We start from the raw sequence: 17,587 nt of genomic DNA on the forward strand, positions 1-17,587 counted from the left end.
GAAAATATTTGATATTTTTAAAAGCAATTTCATTAAAAGTGTAAACTCTCTACTCATTCTTAAATATTCTCTCTAATTATAAAATTATAATTAAATTAAGTTCCCAAAAAATCAGTTTTTCTTTTTTTATTTAAAAAAAGATATAATCAAATGTTAAATTAAAAGGTAAATATTATGGATAAAAATAAAATTATTGTATTTGATACTACTTTAAGAGATGGAGAGCAAAGTCCTGGTTGTTCTATGAATACAGAAGAAAAATTAAGAGTTGCATTGCAGTTAGAAAAATTAGGAGTTGATGTTATGGAAGCTGGTTTTGCAGCTGCAAGTCCAGGTGATTTCGATGCTGTTAGTCAAATAGCAAAAATTATAAAAAACTCAACTATCTGTTCATTAAGTAGAGCTATAGAAAATGATATAAAACAGGCTGGATTAGCTGTTTCTCATGCTCCAAAGCATAGAATTCATACTTTTATAGCAACAAGCCCTATTCATATGCAATATAAATTAAAAATGACTCCAGATGAAGTTATCAAAAGAGCAGTTAGAGCAGTAGAATATGCTAAAACTTTTGTAGATGATGTAGAATTTAGCTGTGAAGATGCTGGGAGAAGTGAAATATCTTTCTTAAAAGAGGTTATGGATGCAGTTATAAATGCAGGTGCAAAAACAATAAACTTACCAGATACTGTTGGATATAGATTACCAACAGAATTAGGTGCTATGATTAAAGAATTAAGTGAATATGCGAAAGATAGAGCAATAATTTCTGTACATAATCATAATGATTTAGGTTTAGCAACTGCTAACACTTTAGCTTCTGTTTTAAATGGTGCTAGACAAATTGAAGTTACAATAAATGGATTAGGAGAAAGAGCTGGTAACTCTTCTTTAGAAGAAGCAGTGATGGCTATAAAAGTACGAAAAGATGTATTTGGAGATTTATATACAAATATAAATACACCTGAAATATATGCGACTTCAAGATTAGTTGCTACAATTACAGGAGTTGAACCACAACAAAATAAGGCAATTGTTGGAAAAAATGCTTTTGCTCATGAAAGTGGTATTCATCAAGATGGTGTTTTAAAACATCAAGAAACTTATGAAATTATGAGACCTGAAGATGTTGGAGTTATAAAAGATAGTACTTTAATTTTAGGAAAACATAGTGGAAGAGCAGCATTTAAGGATAAAATTGCACAATTAGGTTTTGATAGTGTTAGTGATGATGAATTAAATAATGCATTTGAAAGATTTAAAGTTTTAGCTGATAAGAAAAAAGATATAACAGATGATGATGTAAGAATGTTAATTACTGATGAAGCTTTAAATCATGATAAAATATATGAATTAGTTGGATTACAAATAAGTGACTGTTCAAGTGGTATGCCAACAGCAGCTGTATCTATAAAATTTGAAGATAAAATTATTAAAGATGCAGGTTTGGGAGATGGTACTATGGATGCTATTTTTAAAACTATAGATAGAATTACTGGATATAGTGGAGAGTTAAAAGATTATAAAGTAATTTCAGTAAGTGAAGGAAAAGATGCACTAGCAAAAGTTACGACAAGAGTAAGCTTTGAAAATAGCCAATCTTTTGTAGGACATGGCTTAAGTATTGATACTATGCTTGCAACTGCAAATGCATATATTGGAGCTTTAAACTCATATTTGTCTCAAAAAAATAGACTTACAAAAAATTGTGGTCATCAGGTATAAAAAGATAGGAACTCCTATCTTTTTTTTTAATGAAAACAATAAATAACTTAGAAAAGATAACTAAAACTTTAGAAGAAAGTAAGGCAGTTTTGCTATACTTTAGTGGTAAAAGTTGTTCTGTTTGTAATGTTTTAAAGCTAAAAATACAAAATAGTTTAGAAAAAAAATTTTCTTTAATGAAATCAATTTTAATTGAGGATAATTTGGAAATTAGTACACATTTTACAGTTTTCTCAAATCCTACGATATTAGTTTTTTTTGAAGGAAAAGAGTTTAAAAGATATGGTAGAAATATTAGTATTTCTTTGTTTGAAAATGATATAGAAAGATTATATAAGATGGTGTTTTGATATGAAATTAGCAATAGGAATATTATTTTTAGTTTTTATAGTAATGCAATTTATAAGCCCAAAAAAAGTTGAGTATATAAAAGATTCACCTTTAGAAATACAAGCGCCTGAAAATATAAAAGCAATACTAAAAAAAGCTTGTTATGATTGTCATTCAAATGAGATAAATTATCCTTGGTATTCAAATCTTGCTCCTTTTTCATGGGTAGTTATTAATCATACGAAAGAAGGAACTAGAGCATTAAATTTTTCAAAATGGGAAGATTATAATTATATTGAGAAAAATGAAAAGTTAAAAGCTATTTATAGAAGCGTTTATTCCGCTATGCCTCTTCCTGCATATACTTTGGTACATATTGATGCTGATATTACAAAGGAAGAAAGAGAAATGATTAGAAATTGGACAGGAGTTCGAAAATAGTGAGAGAAGAGGTTGCTGAACTCTTAGAAAATAGAGGAGAACTTTTAACAATTACCTATTTTAAACTTCAAAGACTATTTGAAAAGAAATATGGAGAAAATGCTCTTGTTTTAATGGAAATAGGAACATTTTTTGAAGTTTATGAAGTAAATAATGATGAAGAAAAAATTGGTAAAGCAAAAGAAATAGCTGAACTTCTTAATATACAGCTAACGAGAAAAAATAAAGCAATCCTTGAAAATTCAAAAGAAAACCCTATAATGGCTGGAGTTCCAGCAATATCATTTGAAAAACATTTAGCTAGAATTATTGCTGAACAAAAATATACAGTTGCAATAATACGGCAAAAAGGTCTTCCCCCAAGTGTAAGTAGATATTTAGACACTGTAGTAAGTCCTGGAACAAATTTTGATTTTGTAATAGACCAAGATGAAAATAACATAACTTCACTTTTAATTGATCAAATAAAAGGAATATATCTTGTAGGATATAGTGCAATAGATGTTACTACGGGAAAGTGTTACTATAATGAAATCCATGGAACAAGTGAAGATAAGTTTTTTGCACTTGATGAAGTTTTTAACTATATGAATATGCATAAGACAAATGAAATTATCATAACATTTGCAGATAAAAATATAAATCAGAAAGAAGTTATTGATTATTTAGAACTTACTCTTAAAACTTTTCATATAGGAAATTTTAGACCAAAAATATCTTATCAAAATGAGTTATTTAAAAATGTATTTAATATTGAATCTCTTCTAACATCAATTGAACATCTTGATATGGAGAGAGTTCCATTAGCCTCAGAATCTTTGGCAGTTTTAATAGACTTTGTAATAGGACATGATTCAAATATTGTGCAAAAGTTATCACATCCACAAAAATTGGATATTAGTAAATATATCTATCTTGGAAATAATGCACTAGAACAACTAAATATAATAGAAACAACTCATAATCCTAGTTTAATAAAACTTATAAATAATACTTCAACAGCTATGGGTAAAAGACTTTTAAAAGAAAGACTTACACATCCAGTTAAAGATAGTAAAGAATTACTTAGAAGATATGCACTTTCAAAAGAGTTATATGATTATCATGCTCCAATAGAAAATGAACTTGCAAATATTTATGATATTGAAAGGCTTACAAGACGAATAAAGCTAAATCGACTTCATCCTTTTGAATTAAATTATTTGTATGATTCTCTTTTGAGTATAAAAGAAGTTGTAACTTTTATGGAAAACTATAAATTTATAACTCCACCTTGTAGCAGCGCTGATTTGACTCTGTTTATTCAATCTATTGATTCAACTTTTGATTTATCTGTAAGTGGTAAATTTATGTTAAAAGATGTAGATACTAATATGGTTAGTCAAGGAATAAATACAAAAATTGATGAATTAAATGCACAAAATGAGATTTTGTATTCTAAATTGGAACTTTTAAGAAGTCATATTTTAAGTTTTATGAAAAATGATGATTCAAATTTTGTAAATATAAATAGACTTGATAAAGAAGGATTTTTTATAACTTTAACAAAAAATAGATTTAATCTAATAAAAAAAGAGTTATTGAATTCTCATTTAATTGTTGATGATGAGCTATATTTATTCAAAGATTTTAATATAAGAATACAGACAAATTCAGTAAAAATATTTTGTAAATTAACTGAGAATATTTCAGATAAATATGTACATAATTTGCGAAAAATTATAGAACTAAATAAACTTGTATTTAAAGATAAAATTGCTGAATTTGAAAAAAGATTTGCAATATTGCTTCAAGAATTAGTTCAATTTATTGCTGAAGTTGATTTAACAGTATCAAATATAAAAACAGCAAAAAAGTATAATTATACTTGTCCTCAAATTGTAAAGACAAAAGATAATGAAAACTTTTTAGAACTTATTGATTTAAGGCATCCTATAATTGAAGCAAATGAAGAACAAGGAATATATGTACCAAACGATATTATTTTAGGGCAATTAAATCTTACTTCAAAAGAGCATAAAGATAATATAATCATAAAAAACTCAAATCCAGTAAATATTACAAATAATCAAATGCATGGAATTTTACTATATGGTATAAATTCTTCTGGAAAATCATCACTAATGAAATCTATTGGAATTGCAGTTGTTCTTGCTCAAGCAGGTTTTTATGTACCTTGTAAAAGTATGAGATTTTCTATTTTTGATGCAGTTTATACAAGGATTAGTGGAGCTGATAATATTGCAAAAGGATTGTCAAGTTTTGCTGTTGAGATGTTAGAACTTAAAAATATTTTTAATAGAGCTACAAAAAATTCACTTGTTTTAGGAGATGAAATCTCACATAGTACTGAAACTATGAGTGGGTTAAGTATTGTTGCAAGTGCTATTTTGAAGTTGGCTAAACTTGAATCATTATTTGTTTTTGCTACACATCTACATCAATTACCACAAATTGAGGAAATACAAAACTTAAGAAATATTATACCCCTTCATTTAGCAGTTTTTTATAAAGATGATGAAGATAAACTAATCTTTGATAGAAAATTAAGCTTTGGAAGTGGATCATCTATGTATGGTTTAGAATATGCAAAATCACTTCATATGGATAAAGAGTTTCTAAGTGTTGCAAATGATATAAGAAAAAGATTAAGTGATGATTATAATCCTTTGGAGAGATTAACTCAAAGAAAAACTTCGAAATATAATAATAGCGTGTTCGCTTCTTCTTGTGTAATTTGTGGTCGTGCTTGTGATGATGTTCATCACATAAAAGAGCAGGCAAGGGCAAATAAAGATGGGTTTATAGGACATATAAATGCAAATCATAAATATAATCTTATCCCTCTTTGTAAAGAACACCATAAAATGGTACATGATGGAACTATCAACGTAAATGGTTTTGTTGCAACTTCTAAAGGTTTAGAGTTACATTACACTATTGTAGAGGATAAATAAAAAAACTATTTAGTAAATTTTAGAGTTAAGTCTTTGTAGTTTTTTAAAGTATTTTCTAAATTATCTAAAAATATCTCTGGTGCATATATTAGTAAATCATTTATTTTATGAAATCTATCTTTTGGTATCTCTCTTTTTATAGTTTGTTCTGGACATATTTTTGACTTTAAAAGCTCTTTTTCTTCACTAGAGATATCTTTTAAAATATATTTTAAACAGTTTTTTCTAGCTCTAGCACTATCATCAAAAAGTATTTGCTCTGGTATTTCTAAAACTTCTGCTATATATGGAATTAATTCTATTTTTAAAGCAATATCACCACTTAAATAGCCATAAATTGATTTAATAGTAGGAATTTCTCCTGTACTTTTTAATTTTGGTTCAAGAGCAATAAGTTTTAATGCAAAATTCTTTTTATTTAGATTTTTTTCTATTAATAATAGATTTATTTTTTCATATAGTTCCATTGTTCTACCTTTCTGGAAATTTTATATATAATAAGTCTATAAATATAGAAAAAATCTATGTATTATCTCTGTATAAGAAGAAATATTCTATAATATTGGAAATTTATAAAAATAAATATAGAAAAAAGAGAAAATATATTAAGGAAAAATATGAAATTGTATTTATATGGAATGATTTTTACAGTAGGTTTATTGACTGGAATAGTATATTTTATATTCTCTACAAATTTATTAGGATAAAAATGAAAGATAAATATTTACAAGAAGATGAAATAGATTTAAAAGAATTATTTCAAATAATATGGAAAAGAAAATTCTTTATTTTAGTTTTTACTTTATTTATAACTTTTTTATCTGGAGTTTATGTTTATAAAAAAATACCAATTTATGAAGTAAAATCTTTTATTGAAATTGGATACATAAATAATGAAATACTTGAAGATATAAATATTTTAGAACAAAAATTAAAAGTTATATATTCAGTTGATGAACCAAAAAGAGAAAATGATGGTTTTGAAAAAGGGATAGTAACTTCTATAAAACAGATAAAAGGTGTAAAAAATCTTTTAGAAATAAAAACAGAAAGTTACTCAAATGAAAATGCTTTAGAAAAAAATAAAGAAGTTTTACGTTTTATTCAAAATTTATTTATTGAGAAAATAAAACAATATGAAATAGTTTTAAATAATAGTATTTTAGATACAAAAAGAGAGATAGATTTTATAAATAATATTGAAATAAAAAATATAAAATCACAAATAGATATCTTAAAAGAACAAGAATTAAAAAATATTGATAGACAAATAGAAATATTGAAAAGTCAAAATATACAAAATATTGAAAAAGAGATTGAGATATTAAAAAGTCAAAAAATTGAGAATATTAATAGAGAAATAAATTTATTAGAAAACCAAGAGATACCAAGATTAAAAACACATATAAATTTTTTAATAAATTCTAAAACTAAATCTTTAGAAGATAAAATTGTTTTTTATTCAAAAAGTTTGGATAAATACATTAAAGAACTAGATAATTTAAATAAAAATATAGAAAAGTCTAGTAGTTCAACTTCAATGGTTGCTTCCGTTCAAATGTTAAATTATCAAAATCTGATTACAAATGCACAAAATCAAATAAAAGATTTAGAGTTACAAATTGAAATTATACAAAATGAGACTATACCAAATCTTAAATATCAACTAGACAATATTACTACTATTCAAATAAAAGATTTAGAGAATAAAAAGAAAAATATTTCATTAGTTAATATAAAAGATTTAGAAAATAAAAAAGCAAATATTTTAAATGTAGAGATAAAGGATTTACAAAATCAAAAATTAAATGTATCAAATGAGACTATTAGAAAGCTTGAAGATAAAATAAATATTGAATTACAAACAAAAATAACACAACTAAATGAAAAAATAGATACTTTAGATTTTAAAAAAAGTGAACAAAATCTTAGTAATTCAAAACTTGTAGGAGAATATATAGTAAATGATTATCCTATAAAACCAAAAAAATCTTTAACTATTGTAGTTTCTTTTATAACTGGATTTATACTTTCAATTTTTATTGTATTGTTCATAAATATTATTAGAAAAAATTAAACACTCTTTTAAAATATAAAAGCTAGAATAAGCCAAAATTATCTTATTCTAGGAAAAACAATGGATTTTTTTATATCTACTTTATTAAAAATGTTTTTTATTATGACACCATTTTTTGTGCTTAGTGTATTTTTAACTATTACAAACGAAGCAACTCCAAGTGAAAAAAGAAAACTTGCAGTTAAAGTTACTTTTTCTGTTGTTATTATCTCTTTAGTATTACTATTTTTTGGACAACATATATTTAAAGTTTTTGGTATAACTTTAGAAGCTTTTAAAATAGGAGCTGGAGCATTATTGTTTTTAACAGCAGTTGGGCTTATATATGGGAATAAAGATGGGCAACAACCAACAGATAAAAATTTATCTGATTTAGCAGTTGTACCATTAGCCTTACCAATTACTATTGGACCTGGAACTATAGGAGTTTTACTTGTAATAGGAGCAGAATTTGATAGTTTTTCAAAATTAATTATGGGAAGTTTAGCTTTAATTTGTGCTATTTTTTTAATAGGAACGATGCTATATTTGTCTAGCTTAATAGAAAAGTTTATAGGGAAAGAAGGATTATTGATTATTTCAAAAATTACAGGTCTTTTTTTAGCTGCATTATCAGCACAAATAATGTTTGATGGAATAAAAAGTTTTTTAGGAATCTAGTTGCTAATAAACAATAATTTTTTAAAATATATCTCTCTTCTTATTTCATCAATATTTTTTATATATCTTTTATATATGATATATAGTTCTTTTTTCATAGTAAAAAATCAATTTATAGATATTGGAAATGCAACTTATGTAAATCAAGTAAGATTAGATGATTACAGTGAAAAGCTAAGTACATTTCTTGTAAAAGATTGTAAAAATGAACAAATTTGTGAAGTTCAATCTATGTTAGATTTTGTTACACAAATACCATATAAAATAAATAATGGAGTTGCAAAAAATCCAAAAAGAGTTGTAGAACAAAATTTTGGAGATTGTGATGATAAATCAAATTTATTAATCTCTCTTTTAAAAGTAAAAGATTATGAAGTATATTTTGTATTAGTTCCTGAACATATTTTTGTAATAATAAATCTTGAAGATATAAATTTAAATAGACAAGCTTTATACATTAATGGAAAAAGATACTATATTTTAGAAAGTACTGCAACAAATTCTAAAATTGGTTTTCCATTAAAATATAAGCTAGAAGAGATTGAAGCAGTTATTGATCCTTTTATAAATAAAAAGTTAGTTGTAGAAAGGTTAGACTACAAATAACTTTTGTATTAGAGTATTCTTTAAAATATTAATAATCTACTTTTTCACCATTTCTCAAGATATTTTTAGAAAATCTTATAACTTTATTTCTTCCAGAATCTTTTGCTTCATATAAAGACATATCTGCATATTTAATACATTTCCAGAATTGGTCAGTATCTGTAGGGAAGAAAGAGTAACCAATACTTACTGTTTTAGAAAAAGAGTCTCCATTATAATTGAATACAATTTTAGCAAACTCATTATTTATTTTCACAGCTAACTCTTTTGCAGTTTCTTCAGTTGGATTTTTCATTAATATTAAAAACTCTTCTCCTCCATATCTAATAATACGCTCCTCTTTACCTATAGATTTTTTCATAGTATTAGCTAGCTTTCTTAAAATATCATCTCCAACATCATGTCCATATGTATCATTTACCATCTTAAAATAATCTATATCTAAGAACATAATCGCATATATTGAGCCATCTTTTATCTCATCTGGAAGCTCTTTATCTACAAATTCATCTAAATATTTTCTATTATAAAGTCCAGTTAAAGCATCAGTTAAATTTTTTTGTCTTAATACATCCATTAAAATTTTACTCTCTAAAATAGGTTTTGTTTCTTCAAGATATTTTTTTATAATACCTATTTTATATCTTAAATCTTTCATTTCATCTTGATTTTTAACAACTACATGAATTACTAAATTTCTTTGGTTATTTACTGAAAAAGGGATACAAATATGATGCTCTTTATCTTGAAATGAAGCAATCCTACAAATTTTAGGGAAGTTTTCTGAGGATACGATACTATTCAATCTTTCTGCTCTACAAGACTCTTTTATATTTTTACTAAGGTTACAACAAGGCTTAATGTCTTTTGATGAATAGATAACTTTTCTTTCATCTTTTATTAAATCTGTTTCAAATATAAAAAAGTTTTTTATTAAAAGTCTATCTCTTAAAACTACTATTAATCTATAATATATATCATCAATAGTTAAGTCATTTTCAATAGTTTTTTTATAGTGATATATCTCACTAATATCTTCAATTATATCTTTTGCAGTAATTAATTTATCATGATTTACATTACTTGCACGATTATGAACAAAAGATGTAAGATTTTTTTCAATTCCAGTTAGTACAGTTTCAAGTTTATCTATTAGCTCATTTAACCAAATTGAAGCTTCTTTATCTTCTTTTAAAACTCCAGCTTTTGCACGAACTGAATAATCTCCTTCATGAACCTTTTTTAAAACTTCTGTAATTTGATCAAAAGAGCTAGTATATGGTGCAATCTTTTTTCTAAGAAACACTAGAATAATCACAAAGAAAATTGATATCGTAGCTATTACATATAAGAGTACTATAATATTTGAACTTCTATCTTCATTTATATCAAATACTAAAGAGATTGCTCCTAGAACTTCACCTTCTTGTGAATTGTGACAGGCTAAACAATTAGGTTTATCAAATGATGATGCTGTATAAGGGATAGTAATTCTTAAATTTGCATTGAATAATGATTCATCTATTACAATTTTTTCTTTACCATTGTTTAAAACTTCTATATCAATGTCATCTTTTGGATTTTCATTTGCTAAAGGAGATTCTCCAAATTGTTCTCTGATACTTTTTGAACGAACTAACCATAAATCTTTTACATCATCAAGTTCACTAATACTATTTAAAAAAATATCTCTTTGATCCATATTTCCATTTACCATATGTGAAGTAAGAGATTTTTTAACGATATCGGCTGTTAAGTGAGCCTTTTTCTTAACATTTTCGTATCCAGTTTCTCTTGAACCAATAGCAACTAAAACAACTATAATAGTTGTTAAAAGTGCTATAAGAGAGAAGATAATTAAAGTTATTTTTTGATTAGAACTCATATTAAACCCTTGTGTAGATATAAGTATGTATATTCTACCAAAAATTTATAGAATTTTAAATGCCTCTTCTAAATTTATTTTTCCTTCATAGAAAGCTTTACCTACAATAACTCCACTAATATTACCATTAGCTTTACAATTTTTTATATCTTCTATATCTTTTACTCCACCACTTGCTATTGTGTCAATATTTGAAGCAAGTGCAATACTTTGCGTAAATTCTACATTTACTCCACAAAGCATTCCATCTTTACTTATATCTGTACAGATTATTGCTTGAACACCTGCATTTGCAAACTCTTTTGCTAAATCTGTAGCTTTCATAGTAGAAACTTCTGCCCAACCTTCAACTGCAACCATCCCATCAATAGCATCTATTCCAACAGCTATTGGATATTTTTTAGCCATATCTTTTACAAATTGTGGATTTTTAACTGCAATTGAACCTAAAATTAATCTATCAACACCAAGCTCAAGATACATTTGAATAGTTTTTTCATCTCTTATTCCCCCACCTAGTTCTATTTTCAAATTACAGTTTTCTCTTATTTTTCTAATTTGCTCCAAATTAGCTGGTTTACCTTCAAATGCTCCATTTAAATCAACAATATGAACCCAACGGCTACCAAGTTCTTCAAATCTTTTTGCTACTTGCCAAGGTTCATCAGAATAGATTTTTGCACTATCCATAAGTCCTTTACTAAGTCTTACAGCTTTTCCATCTTTTAAATCAATTGCTGGTAATATATCCATATTTTTTCCCTTTAATTATATATTTATAAAATTTTCTAAAATTTTAAGCCCATTATTATGAGATTTTTCTGGATGAGGTTGAAATCCAAAAATATTATCTTTATTTACTGCACTTGTAAAATCATACCCATAATTAGTTGTTCCAATTATATTTTCTTCACTTGTTACAACATGGTAAGAGTGTACAAAATATAGGTAAGGATTTGTTAAATCTTTAAAAAGTGGGTTTTTTTTATTTATTATCTTATTCCAACCCATATGAGGTATTTTTAAATCTTCATCCATTTTTGATTTATCAAATTTTATAACTTTTCCATTTATTAGTCCTAAGCCTTGTGTCAATCCAAATTCTTCTGAACTTTCAAATAGAAGTTGCATTCCAAGACAAATTCCTAAAAGTGGTTTTCCACTTTTTGCAAATTCTAAAATAGCATTTTTTAAATCATTACTATTTAAGTGTTCCATTGCATCTTTATAAGCTCCAACACCTGGAAGGATAACTCTTGATAAATCTTTTATATCATCTGCATTTTTTACTATTTTTACATTTTTCGTAAATTTAGAACAAGCATTATAAACACTTGCTAAATTTCCCATATTATAATCAATAATTCCTAGCATTAATTTTCCTTAATAAAGCAAAAATTATATCTTTTTTGAATTTTGTTTCTCCTAAAATTTATATGTAATTTAGGAGAAACAATTTTTTTTTTGATAAAATGAATAAAAACAAAGATAGGGATGATAATATGATTAAAAAAGTTTTATTTCCATTATTATTTTTAGTTTTAGCCTATTTTGTTCTGAGTTATGAAAGTGCAAAAGAGATAATAGCTGGAATTGCTATATTTCTTGTTGGTATGTATTTTATGGAAGATGGTTTTAAACTATTTTCAGGAGGGGTTTTAGAAAAAATTTTAGAAAGATTTACAAATACTTTACCAAAAGGAATTTTAAATGGTTTTCTAATTACATCAGTTGTTCAAAGTTCATCTCTTACAAGTGTAATATTAATATCTTTTTTAGGGGCATCTTTAATAGCACTAGAAAGTGCAATTTATGTACTTTTAGGTTCTAGTTTAGGTTCATCTACAACAGCATGGATTATTGCTCTATTTGGATTAAAAATAAAAATTTCACACTATGCTATGCCTATAATTGCTTTTGGAATATTTTTTAGATTTTCAAAAAATCAAAAACAAAAAGGTTTTGGAAATATACTTTTAGGTCTTGGTTTTATATTTCTAGGGATTTCATATATGGTTGTTGGTTTTGAAGAGTTAAAAGAGAGTGTTGATTTATCTGTTTATTCTTTAGATGGATTTTTAGGATTATTTATATTCTTTATAATTGGTGCATTTATGACATTTATTGTACAGTCAAGTTCAGCAAGTACGGCGATTATCTTAGTAGCATTATCTAGTGGGCAACTTCTATATTTTAATGCTATTGCAGCTGTTATTGGTGGCAAAATTGGTAGTACAACAACAACTATTTTAGGTAGTTTAAATTCAAATTCAAATGGTAAAAGGCTTGCTTTTTCACAATTCATTTTGAATTTAATTGCTACTCTTTTTGGGATAATATTTTTTTATCCTATTATTTATTTTATAGATTTTATATCAAATTATTTCAGCATAGAAAGTGATGTAATAAAACTTACAATATTTGTAACTATCTTTAACTTAAGTGCTGTTTTAATTGTAATTCCTCTTCTACCCAAAATAGTGGAAAGATTGAAAAAAATGTTTATTCCAAAAGTAAAATCTTGGTCAAAATTAGAGTTTTTGGATAGTGAATCTTTAGAATCTTCAAAATCAATAGTAGTAGGATTAAAGAAAGAAAATATCATTTTATATAATAAACTTATAAAAGCTATAAAACACCAACTTCTAATAAATGATGAAGATATATATTGGAATAAAAAACATAAAGATAAAAAAAGTCCACAAAACTCTAAGATTGATAAAATTTATAAAGAGAAAATAAAAAAACTTCATGATGAGATTTTGGATTTTATATCATTTGCAAATAAAAATATTAATGAAAATGATTTAAAAACTTTTGATAGCCAAAAGTTACTTACTAAAGATATGTATAAAATTCTAAAAAAAATTAAAACTTTTCATAAAAATATAAATGTAGGAGTTGATAGTAGAAATCCTAATATTAGTAAAGAGTATATATTTATAAAAGAGCTTTTTATGATATGTATAAAAGAACTTGAGAATATATCACAAAATATGACTATTGATGATATTGATAAAATATATAAAACAAAAACTTTACAACAAAAATTAAATTCTTTAGATAGTCTAAGTACAAAAAGAGTTGATGAACTTTTTGCTCAGAAAAGATTAGATTCAATAGAAACAACGAAGATTATAAGGGATGTATCTTTTGCTATACTTTTGTGTCAAAGTTTAATAAATATTACTACAACTATTTTTATCGAAGATAGTTTACTTTTAGATGAGGATGAAGAAGATGAAAATTAAAAAGTTTTTAAATAGTATAGAAGAGTTCTTTATGGAGAATAAAAAAGAGATTAGTAGTTTAGAAGATGCATTAGAAAAACTTGTAGAAAAAAGGTTAAAGCTTTTAAAAAAACTTAATGATGAAGATTTTAAAGATGATGATAAAGAAAATTTAAAAAATAAATTAAATATGGTTAAAGAGTTAGAAAAAAAGATTAGAAAAAAACTTGAAAAAGAGATAAATAAACTTAATGCAAAAAAGAACATAGAGTAAGAGCAAAAAGTACATTTACTTTATATTTTTTTAAAGTTTTTCTAGCTTCTAAAATAGTTGTGCCTGTTGTAAGAACATCATCAACTAAAATAACATCACAATTTTTTACTCCACTATATATAAATTTTCGTGGATTTTTTTGTCTCAATTCTAAGTTTTTACCTGCATATTTGACAATATTTGAAGCTTTTAAGGTATTAAAAACTGGTTTTATAAATTGGCTTTTTAAGTGTTTTGTTAAAATTGCAGTTTGAGAAAAATCGTGTCTTGTGTGGTCATCTATTGGCAAGGCTAAAATATGGTGGGTAAAAGTAAAATTTGAAGCAAATTTTTTAAAACTTAGTTTTGCTAAAGTATTAAAAACTCTATCTCCATAAAAATAATACTTGCTTTGGATTAAATCTTCTAAATCTTTGTAGTCATAAAAAGAGTAAACAAAAAAATCTTTGTCTAACTCTTTTTTATAAAAATTTGGCTCAAGAAGTGTGGCTTGACAAGTTTTACATAGAATATAAAAAGATAACTTATCACAACTTGTGCATTTCATATTCTATACTTTTTTTAAACTTATTTTATCACTATTAACTAATATCGCTTCATTATTACTAATTGGTTTTAAAGAGAGTTTTGAAGAGTAAATTTCTATAATTTTTTCTACACTTTTCTCAAAAGGAAAATTTTTATAGTGTGGAACTATATAAAAATCGACTAAATTTAAAGCCTCAAAATTTTTTAGATTAATAGCTTCTTCTACACTATCCATCTCTTTTGCATACTCTATATTTTTAGATGTAATTATAGCACCAGCTGATTCACCTATATAAAGTTTACCTTTATTTACCTCTTCAATAATTATTTTATCTGCACCAGTTCTTTTTAACTCTTGTAGTAGAAAAAAAGTATTTCCACCAGATATATAGATAAAATCATTTTTTCTTAATTTTCTCTCTATTTCATCATTTGTAGCAGTTGAAATCTCTAACTCATTTACAACTAAGCCTAATTTCTGGAAATCTTTTTTTGCTAAATCTACATAAAAATCAACTTCTTCAATGATAGAAGCTGTTGGTATAAAAGTTACACTTTTACCTTTTAAATCTTTTTGAAAATCTATAAAAATATCTATAACATCACTAAAAGATGAAGATAAAAAGAGTTTTTTCATACTTATTTTTCCTTAGATTTTCAATACTGCCATAAAAGCCTCTTGTGGAACATTTACTTTTCCAATAGCTTTCATTCTTTTTTTACCAGCTTTTTGTTTTTCAAGTAGTTTTCTCTTTCTTGTAATATCTCCACCATAACATTTTGCAGTTACATTTTTCCCCATAGATTTTACAGTCTCTCTAGCAATTATTGTGCTTCCAATACTAGCTTGTACTGCAACTTCAAAAAGTTGTCTTGGTATTAGTTCTTTTAAGGCTTTTACAAACTCTCTTCCTCTTGAAACAGATCTATCTTCTGGAACTATGATAGAAAGTGCATCTACAATATCTCCTGCAACTCTAACATCAAGTTTTTTTAGATTTCCAGGTCTAAATCCTACAGGCTCATAATCAAAAGAGGCATAACCTTTTGTAGTTGATTTTAATTTATCATAAAAATCCATAACAATTTCATTCATAGGAATATCATATTCTAAAAGAACTCTAGCCCCTATATAGTCCATTTTTAACTGAATTCCTCTTTTATCATTGAGAAGTTTTATAACATTTCCTAAAAACTCATCTGGTACCAAAATAGTAGCTTTTACATAAGGTTCAAAAATAGTTTCTATATAGTTTGGTTCAGGTAGTTCTGATGGATTTTGAATAATAACTTTCTCTCCATCTTTTTTTAAGACTTCATAAACAACAGTTGGAGCAGTTGCTATTAGGTCTAAATCAAACTCTCTTTCAAGTCTTTCTTTTATAACTTCCATATGAAGCATACCTAAAAAACCAGTTCTAAAACCACTTCCTAAAGCTAGTGAGCTTTCTGGCTCAAAAGATATTGATGAGTCATTTAATTTTAGTTTATTTAATGCTTCTCTTAAATCTTCAAATTTATCTGTTTCTATTGGATAAAGTCCTGCAAAAACAAATGGTTTAGCTGGTTCAAATCCATCAATTACATCTTTTGTTGGGTTTTTTGCATCTGTCATTGTATCTCCAACAGCTATGCCATCAAGAGTTTTAAGTCCAAGTACAACTATACCTATTTCGCCTGTTTTTATTTCTGTTGTATCTTGTCTTTTTAATGGATGTGGATACATTAGGCTTATTACTTGATGTTCAACTTTTGTATTCATCATTTTTAATATTTGCCCTTTTTTGATACTACCATCATAAACACGTACCAATGCCAAAGCACCTAAATAGTTATCAAACCAACTATCATAAATAAGTGCTTTTGTAGGTGCTTCTTCATCTCCAATAGGAGCAGGAACTCTTTTGATGATTGATTCAATTAAATCTTTTACTCCTAAACCAGTTTTAGCTGAAATTAGGTTGTGTTCTGTACAATCAAGACCAATAGCATCTTCTACTTCTGCTAGAACTCTCATAGGATCTGCACTTGGTAAATCTATTTTATTTACAACAGGGAGTAATTCTAAGTCATTATCCATAGCTATGTAAACATTTGCAATAGTTTGTGCTTCGACACCTTGAGTTGAATCAACTATAAGTAGAGCACCTTCTGAAGAAGCTAAAGAACGACTTACTTCATAAGAAAAATCTACGTGTCCTGGAGTATCTATTAGATTCAAAATATATTTTTCTCCGTTAAGTGTATAGTTTAGTCTTACACTTTGAGCTTTTATAGTAATTCCACGCTCTTTTTCTATATCCATATTATCCATAACTTGAGAAGTCATTTCCCGATCACTAATTGCTCCACACTCTTGAATTATTCTATCTGCAAGAGTTGATTTTCCATGATCAATATGTGCAATAATACTAAAATTTCTAATATTTTTTTGCAATTTTTTTCCTAATATTTGTTTGTTTTTTGTTAAAAGTTAGCGATTATATCTAATTTTTAGTAAGTTTTTTGTTAAATATTTTATTATTTATATAGAATTAAAATAAGCTTTGGTAATATTCTAATACCTACCCCTATAGGGTAGGGTATAAGGAGTTGAAAGTGAATGAAGAGAAACAAAAAGCTTTACAGGCACTTAAAACAGCCAAAGGACAAATAGAAGCTATTATTAAAATGATTGAAGATGGAAGGTACTGTATAGATATATCAAATCAGATTCTTGCTGTATCATCTCTTGTTAAAAAATCAAACATTTTGATATTAAAGCAACATATGAATAGTTGTGTTTTAGAAGCTGTGAATAGTGGTAATGCAAATCAAAAGATTGATGAAATTACAAAAATTTTATCAAAAATTATTGATAAATAAAAAAGGTTA

17 protein-coding genes are annotated in these 17,587 nt (G+C 25.8%); 10 read left to right on the forward strand and 7 right to left on the reverse strand.

Annotation, left to right across the window (positions count from 1 at the left end; translation table 11 throughout):
- Positions 1-174 precede the first annotated feature (174 nt).
- From ALANTH_RS02505 to ALANTH_RS02520, 4 genes are read left to right on the forward strand one after another with little or no spacing between them, the layout of a single operon-like run.
- A complete protein-coding gene (locus ALANTH_RS02505) occupies positions 175-1,725 on the forward strand; it encodes a 2-isopropylmalate synthase (RefSeq protein ID WP_026803285.1) in 1,551 nt (516 codons plus the stop codon).
- A 29-nt stretch (positions 1,726-1,754) separates the two neighbouring features.
- Positions 1,755-2,075: a thioredoxin family protein gene (locus ALANTH_RS02510; protein ID WP_026803286.1), complete on the forward strand. Its 321-nt coding sequence runs from the start codon at positions 1,755-1,757 to the stop codon at positions 2,073-2,075.
- Between the two features lies 1 nt (position 2,076).
- A complete protein-coding gene (locus tag ALANTH_RS02515; protein WP_026803287.1) occupies positions 2,077-2,496 on the forward strand; it encodes a heme-binding domain-containing protein in 420 nt (139 codons plus the stop codon).
- Positions 2,496-5,453, forward strand: coding sequence for a MutS-related protein (locus tag ALANTH_RS02520; RefSeq protein WP_026807394.1), 2,958 nt, complete (start codon positions 2,496-2,498; stop codon positions 5,451-5,453). The genes ALANTH_RS02515 and ALANTH_RS02520 overlap by 1 nt, the downstream gene beginning before the upstream one ends.
- Before the next feature lie 5 nt (positions 5,454-5,458).
- Here the strand turns inward: ALANTH_RS02520 and ALANTH_RS02525 are convergent, their stop codons facing one another.
- Positions 5,459-5,920 (reverse strand): hypothetical protein, encoded by a 462-nt coding sequence (locus ALANTH_RS02525; protein WP_026803289.1) that lies wholly within the window; start codon positions 5,918-5,920, stop codon positions 5,459-5,461.
- Positions 5,921-6,162: 242 nt separating this feature from the next.
- On the opposite strand from ALANTH_RS02525, the gene ALANTH_RS02530 reads away from it, so the two are divergent.
- The 3 genes from ALANTH_RS02530 to ALANTH_RS02540 are packed head-to-tail and all read left to right on the forward strand — an operon-like array spanning position 6,163 to position 8,796.
- On the forward strand, positions 6,163-7,530 hold the full coding sequence (locus ALANTH_RS02530) for a Wzz/FepE/Etk N-terminal domain-containing protein (RefSeq protein ID WP_026807395.1): 1,368 nt from the start codon (positions 6,163-6,165) through the stop codon (positions 7,528-7,530).
- Positions 7,531-7,590: 60 nt separating this feature from the next.
- On the forward strand, positions 7,591-8,190 hold the full coding sequence (locus tag ALANTH_RS02535) for a MarC family protein (protein WP_026803291.1): 600 nt from the start codon (positions 7,591-7,593) through the stop codon (positions 8,188-8,190).
- The gene (locus ALANTH_RS02540) at positions 8,191-8,796 is read left to right on the forward strand and encodes a hypothetical protein (RefSeq protein WP_026803292.1); all 606 of its coding nucleotides are present in this window, start codon (positions 8,191-8,193) and stop codon (positions 8,794-8,796) included.
- A 28-nt stretch (positions 8,797-8,824) separates the two neighbouring features.
- Here the strand turns inward: ALANTH_RS02540 and ALANTH_RS02545 are convergent, their stop codons facing one another.
- The 3 genes from ALANTH_RS02545 to hisH are packed head-to-tail and all read right to left on the reverse strand — an operon-like array spanning position 8,825 to position 12,055.
- The gene (locus tag ALANTH_RS02545; protein ID WP_026807396.1) at positions 8,825-10,681 is read right to left on the reverse strand and encodes a GGDEF domain-containing protein; all 1,857 of its coding nucleotides are present in this window, start codon (positions 10,679-10,681) and stop codon (positions 8,825-8,827) included.
- A 45-nt stretch (positions 10,682-10,726) separates the two neighbouring features.
- Positions 10,727-11,434, reverse strand: a complete 708-nt coding sequence (gene hisA, locus ALANTH_RS02550; protein WP_026807397.1) for a 1-(5-phosphoribosyl)-5-[(5-phosphoribosylamino)methylideneamino]imidazole-4-carboxamide isomerase — start codon at positions 11,432-11,434, stop codon at positions 10,727-10,729.
- Positions 11,435-11,449: 15 nt separating this feature from the next.
- Entirely contained in the window at positions 11,450-12,055 is a 606-nt protein-coding gene (gene hisH / locus ALANTH_RS02555) for an imidazole glycerol phosphate synthase subunit HisH (RefSeq protein ID WP_026807398.1), read from the reverse strand.
- A gap of 98 nt (positions 12,056-12,153) precedes the next feature.
- On the opposite strand from hisH, the gene ALANTH_RS02560 reads away from it, so the two are divergent.
- Both ALANTH_RS02560 and ALANTH_RS02565 read left to right on the forward strand, forming a co-directional pair.
- Entirely contained in the window at positions 12,154-13,932 is a 1,779-nt protein-coding gene (locus ALANTH_RS02560; protein WP_051583574.1) for a Na/Pi cotransporter family protein, read from the forward strand.
- Positions 13,922-14,185, forward strand: coding sequence for a hypothetical protein (locus ALANTH_RS02565; RefSeq protein WP_026807400.1), 264 nt, complete (start codon positions 13,922-13,924; stop codon positions 14,183-14,185). The genes ALANTH_RS02560 and ALANTH_RS02565 overlap by 11 nt, the downstream gene beginning before the upstream one ends.
- Here ALANTH_RS02565 and ALANTH_RS02570 read toward each other — a convergent pair.
- The 3 genes from ALANTH_RS02570 to lepA are packed head-to-tail and all read right to left on the reverse strand — an operon-like array spanning position 14,160 to position 17,150.
- Positions 14,160-14,732 carry a ComF family protein gene (locus tag ALANTH_RS02570; RefSeq protein ID WP_026807401.1) on the reverse strand — a complete coding sequence of 191 codons (573 nt, stop codon included), beginning with the start codon at positions 14,730-14,732 and terminating at the stop codon, positions 14,160-14,162. The two genes, ALANTH_RS02565 and ALANTH_RS02570, sit on opposite strands and share 26 nt — an antisense overlap.
- Positions 14,733-14,735: 3 nt before the next feature.
- A complete protein-coding gene (locus ALANTH_RS02575) occupies positions 14,736-15,350 on the reverse strand; it encodes a peptidase E (protein ID WP_026807402.1) in 615 nt (204 codons plus the stop codon).
- A gap of 12 nt (positions 15,351-15,362) precedes the next feature.
- The gene (gene lepA / locus ALANTH_RS02580; RefSeq protein ID WP_026803300.1) at positions 15,363-17,150 is read right to left on the reverse strand and encodes a translation elongation factor 4; all 1,788 of its coding nucleotides are present in this window, start codon (positions 17,148-17,150) and stop codon (positions 15,363-15,365) included.
- A gap of 161 nt (positions 17,151-17,311) precedes the next feature.
- Here lepA and ALANTH_RS02585 point away from each other — a divergent pair, with 161 nt between their 5' ends.
- Complete coding sequence (locus tag ALANTH_RS02585; protein WP_026803301.1) at positions 17,312-17,578, forward strand: metal-sensing transcriptional repressor; 267 nt, start codon at positions 17,312-17,314, stop codon at positions 17,576-17,578.
- Positions 17,579-17,587 lie beyond the last annotated feature (9 nt).

Source organism: Aliarcobacter lanthieri (assembly GCF_013201625.1).
GTDB lineage: Bacteria > Campylobacterota > Campylobacteria > Campylobacterales > Arcobacteraceae > Aliarcobacter > Aliarcobacter lanthieri.

Excerpts from the sequence above, each read along its gene's own strand:
- ALANTH_RS02505 (WP_026803285.1), top strand. The coding sequence starts at position 175 with ATGGATAAAAATAAAATTATTGTATTTGATACTACTTTAAGAGATGGA.
- ALANTH_RS02510 (WP_026803286.1), top strand. The coding sequence starts at position 1,755 with ATGAAAACAATAAATAACTTAGAAAAGATAACTAAAACTTTAGAAGAA.
- ALANTH_RS02515 (WP_026803287.1), top strand. The coding sequence starts at position 2,077 with ATGAAATTAGCAATAGGAATATTATTTTTAGTTTTTATAGTAATGCAA.
- ALANTH_RS02525 (WP_026803289.1), bottom strand. The coding sequence starts at position 5,920 with ATGGAACTATATGAAAAAATAAATCTATTATTAATAGAAAAAAATCTA.
- ALANTH_RS02530 (WP_026807395.1), top strand. The coding sequence starts at position 6,163 with ATGAAAGATAAATATTTACAAGAAGATGAAATAGATTTAAAAGAATTA.
- ALANTH_RS02535 (WP_026803291.1), top strand. The coding sequence starts at position 7,591 with ATGGATTTTTTTATATCTACTTTATTAAAAATGTTTTTTATTATGACA.
- ALANTH_RS02545 (WP_026807396.1), bottom strand. The coding sequence starts at position 10,681 with ATGAGTTCTAATCAAAAAATAACTTTAATTATCTTCTCTCTTATAGCA.
- hisA (WP_026807397.1), bottom strand. The coding sequence starts at position 11,434 with ATGGATATATTACCAGCAATTGATTTAAAAGATGGAAAAGCTGTAAGA.
- hisH (WP_026807398.1), bottom strand. The coding sequence starts at position 12,055 with ATGCTAGGAATTATTGATTATAATATGGGAAATTTAGCAAGTGTTTAT.
- ALANTH_RS02560 (WP_051583574.1), top strand. The coding sequence starts at position 12,154 with ATGAATAAAAACAAAGATAGGGATGATAATATGATTAAAAAAGTTTTA.
- ALANTH_RS02565 (WP_026807400.1), top strand. The coding sequence starts at position 13,922 with ATGAAAATTAAAAAGTTTTTAAATAGTATAGAAGAGTTCTTTATGGAG.
- ALANTH_RS02570 (WP_026807401.1), bottom strand. The coding sequence starts at position 14,732 with ATGAAATGCACAAGTTGTGATAAGTTATCTTTTTATATTCTATGTAAA.
- ALANTH_RS02575 (WP_026807402.1), bottom strand. The coding sequence starts at position 15,350 with ATGAAAAAACTCTTTTTATCTTCATCTTTTAGTGATGTTATAGATATT.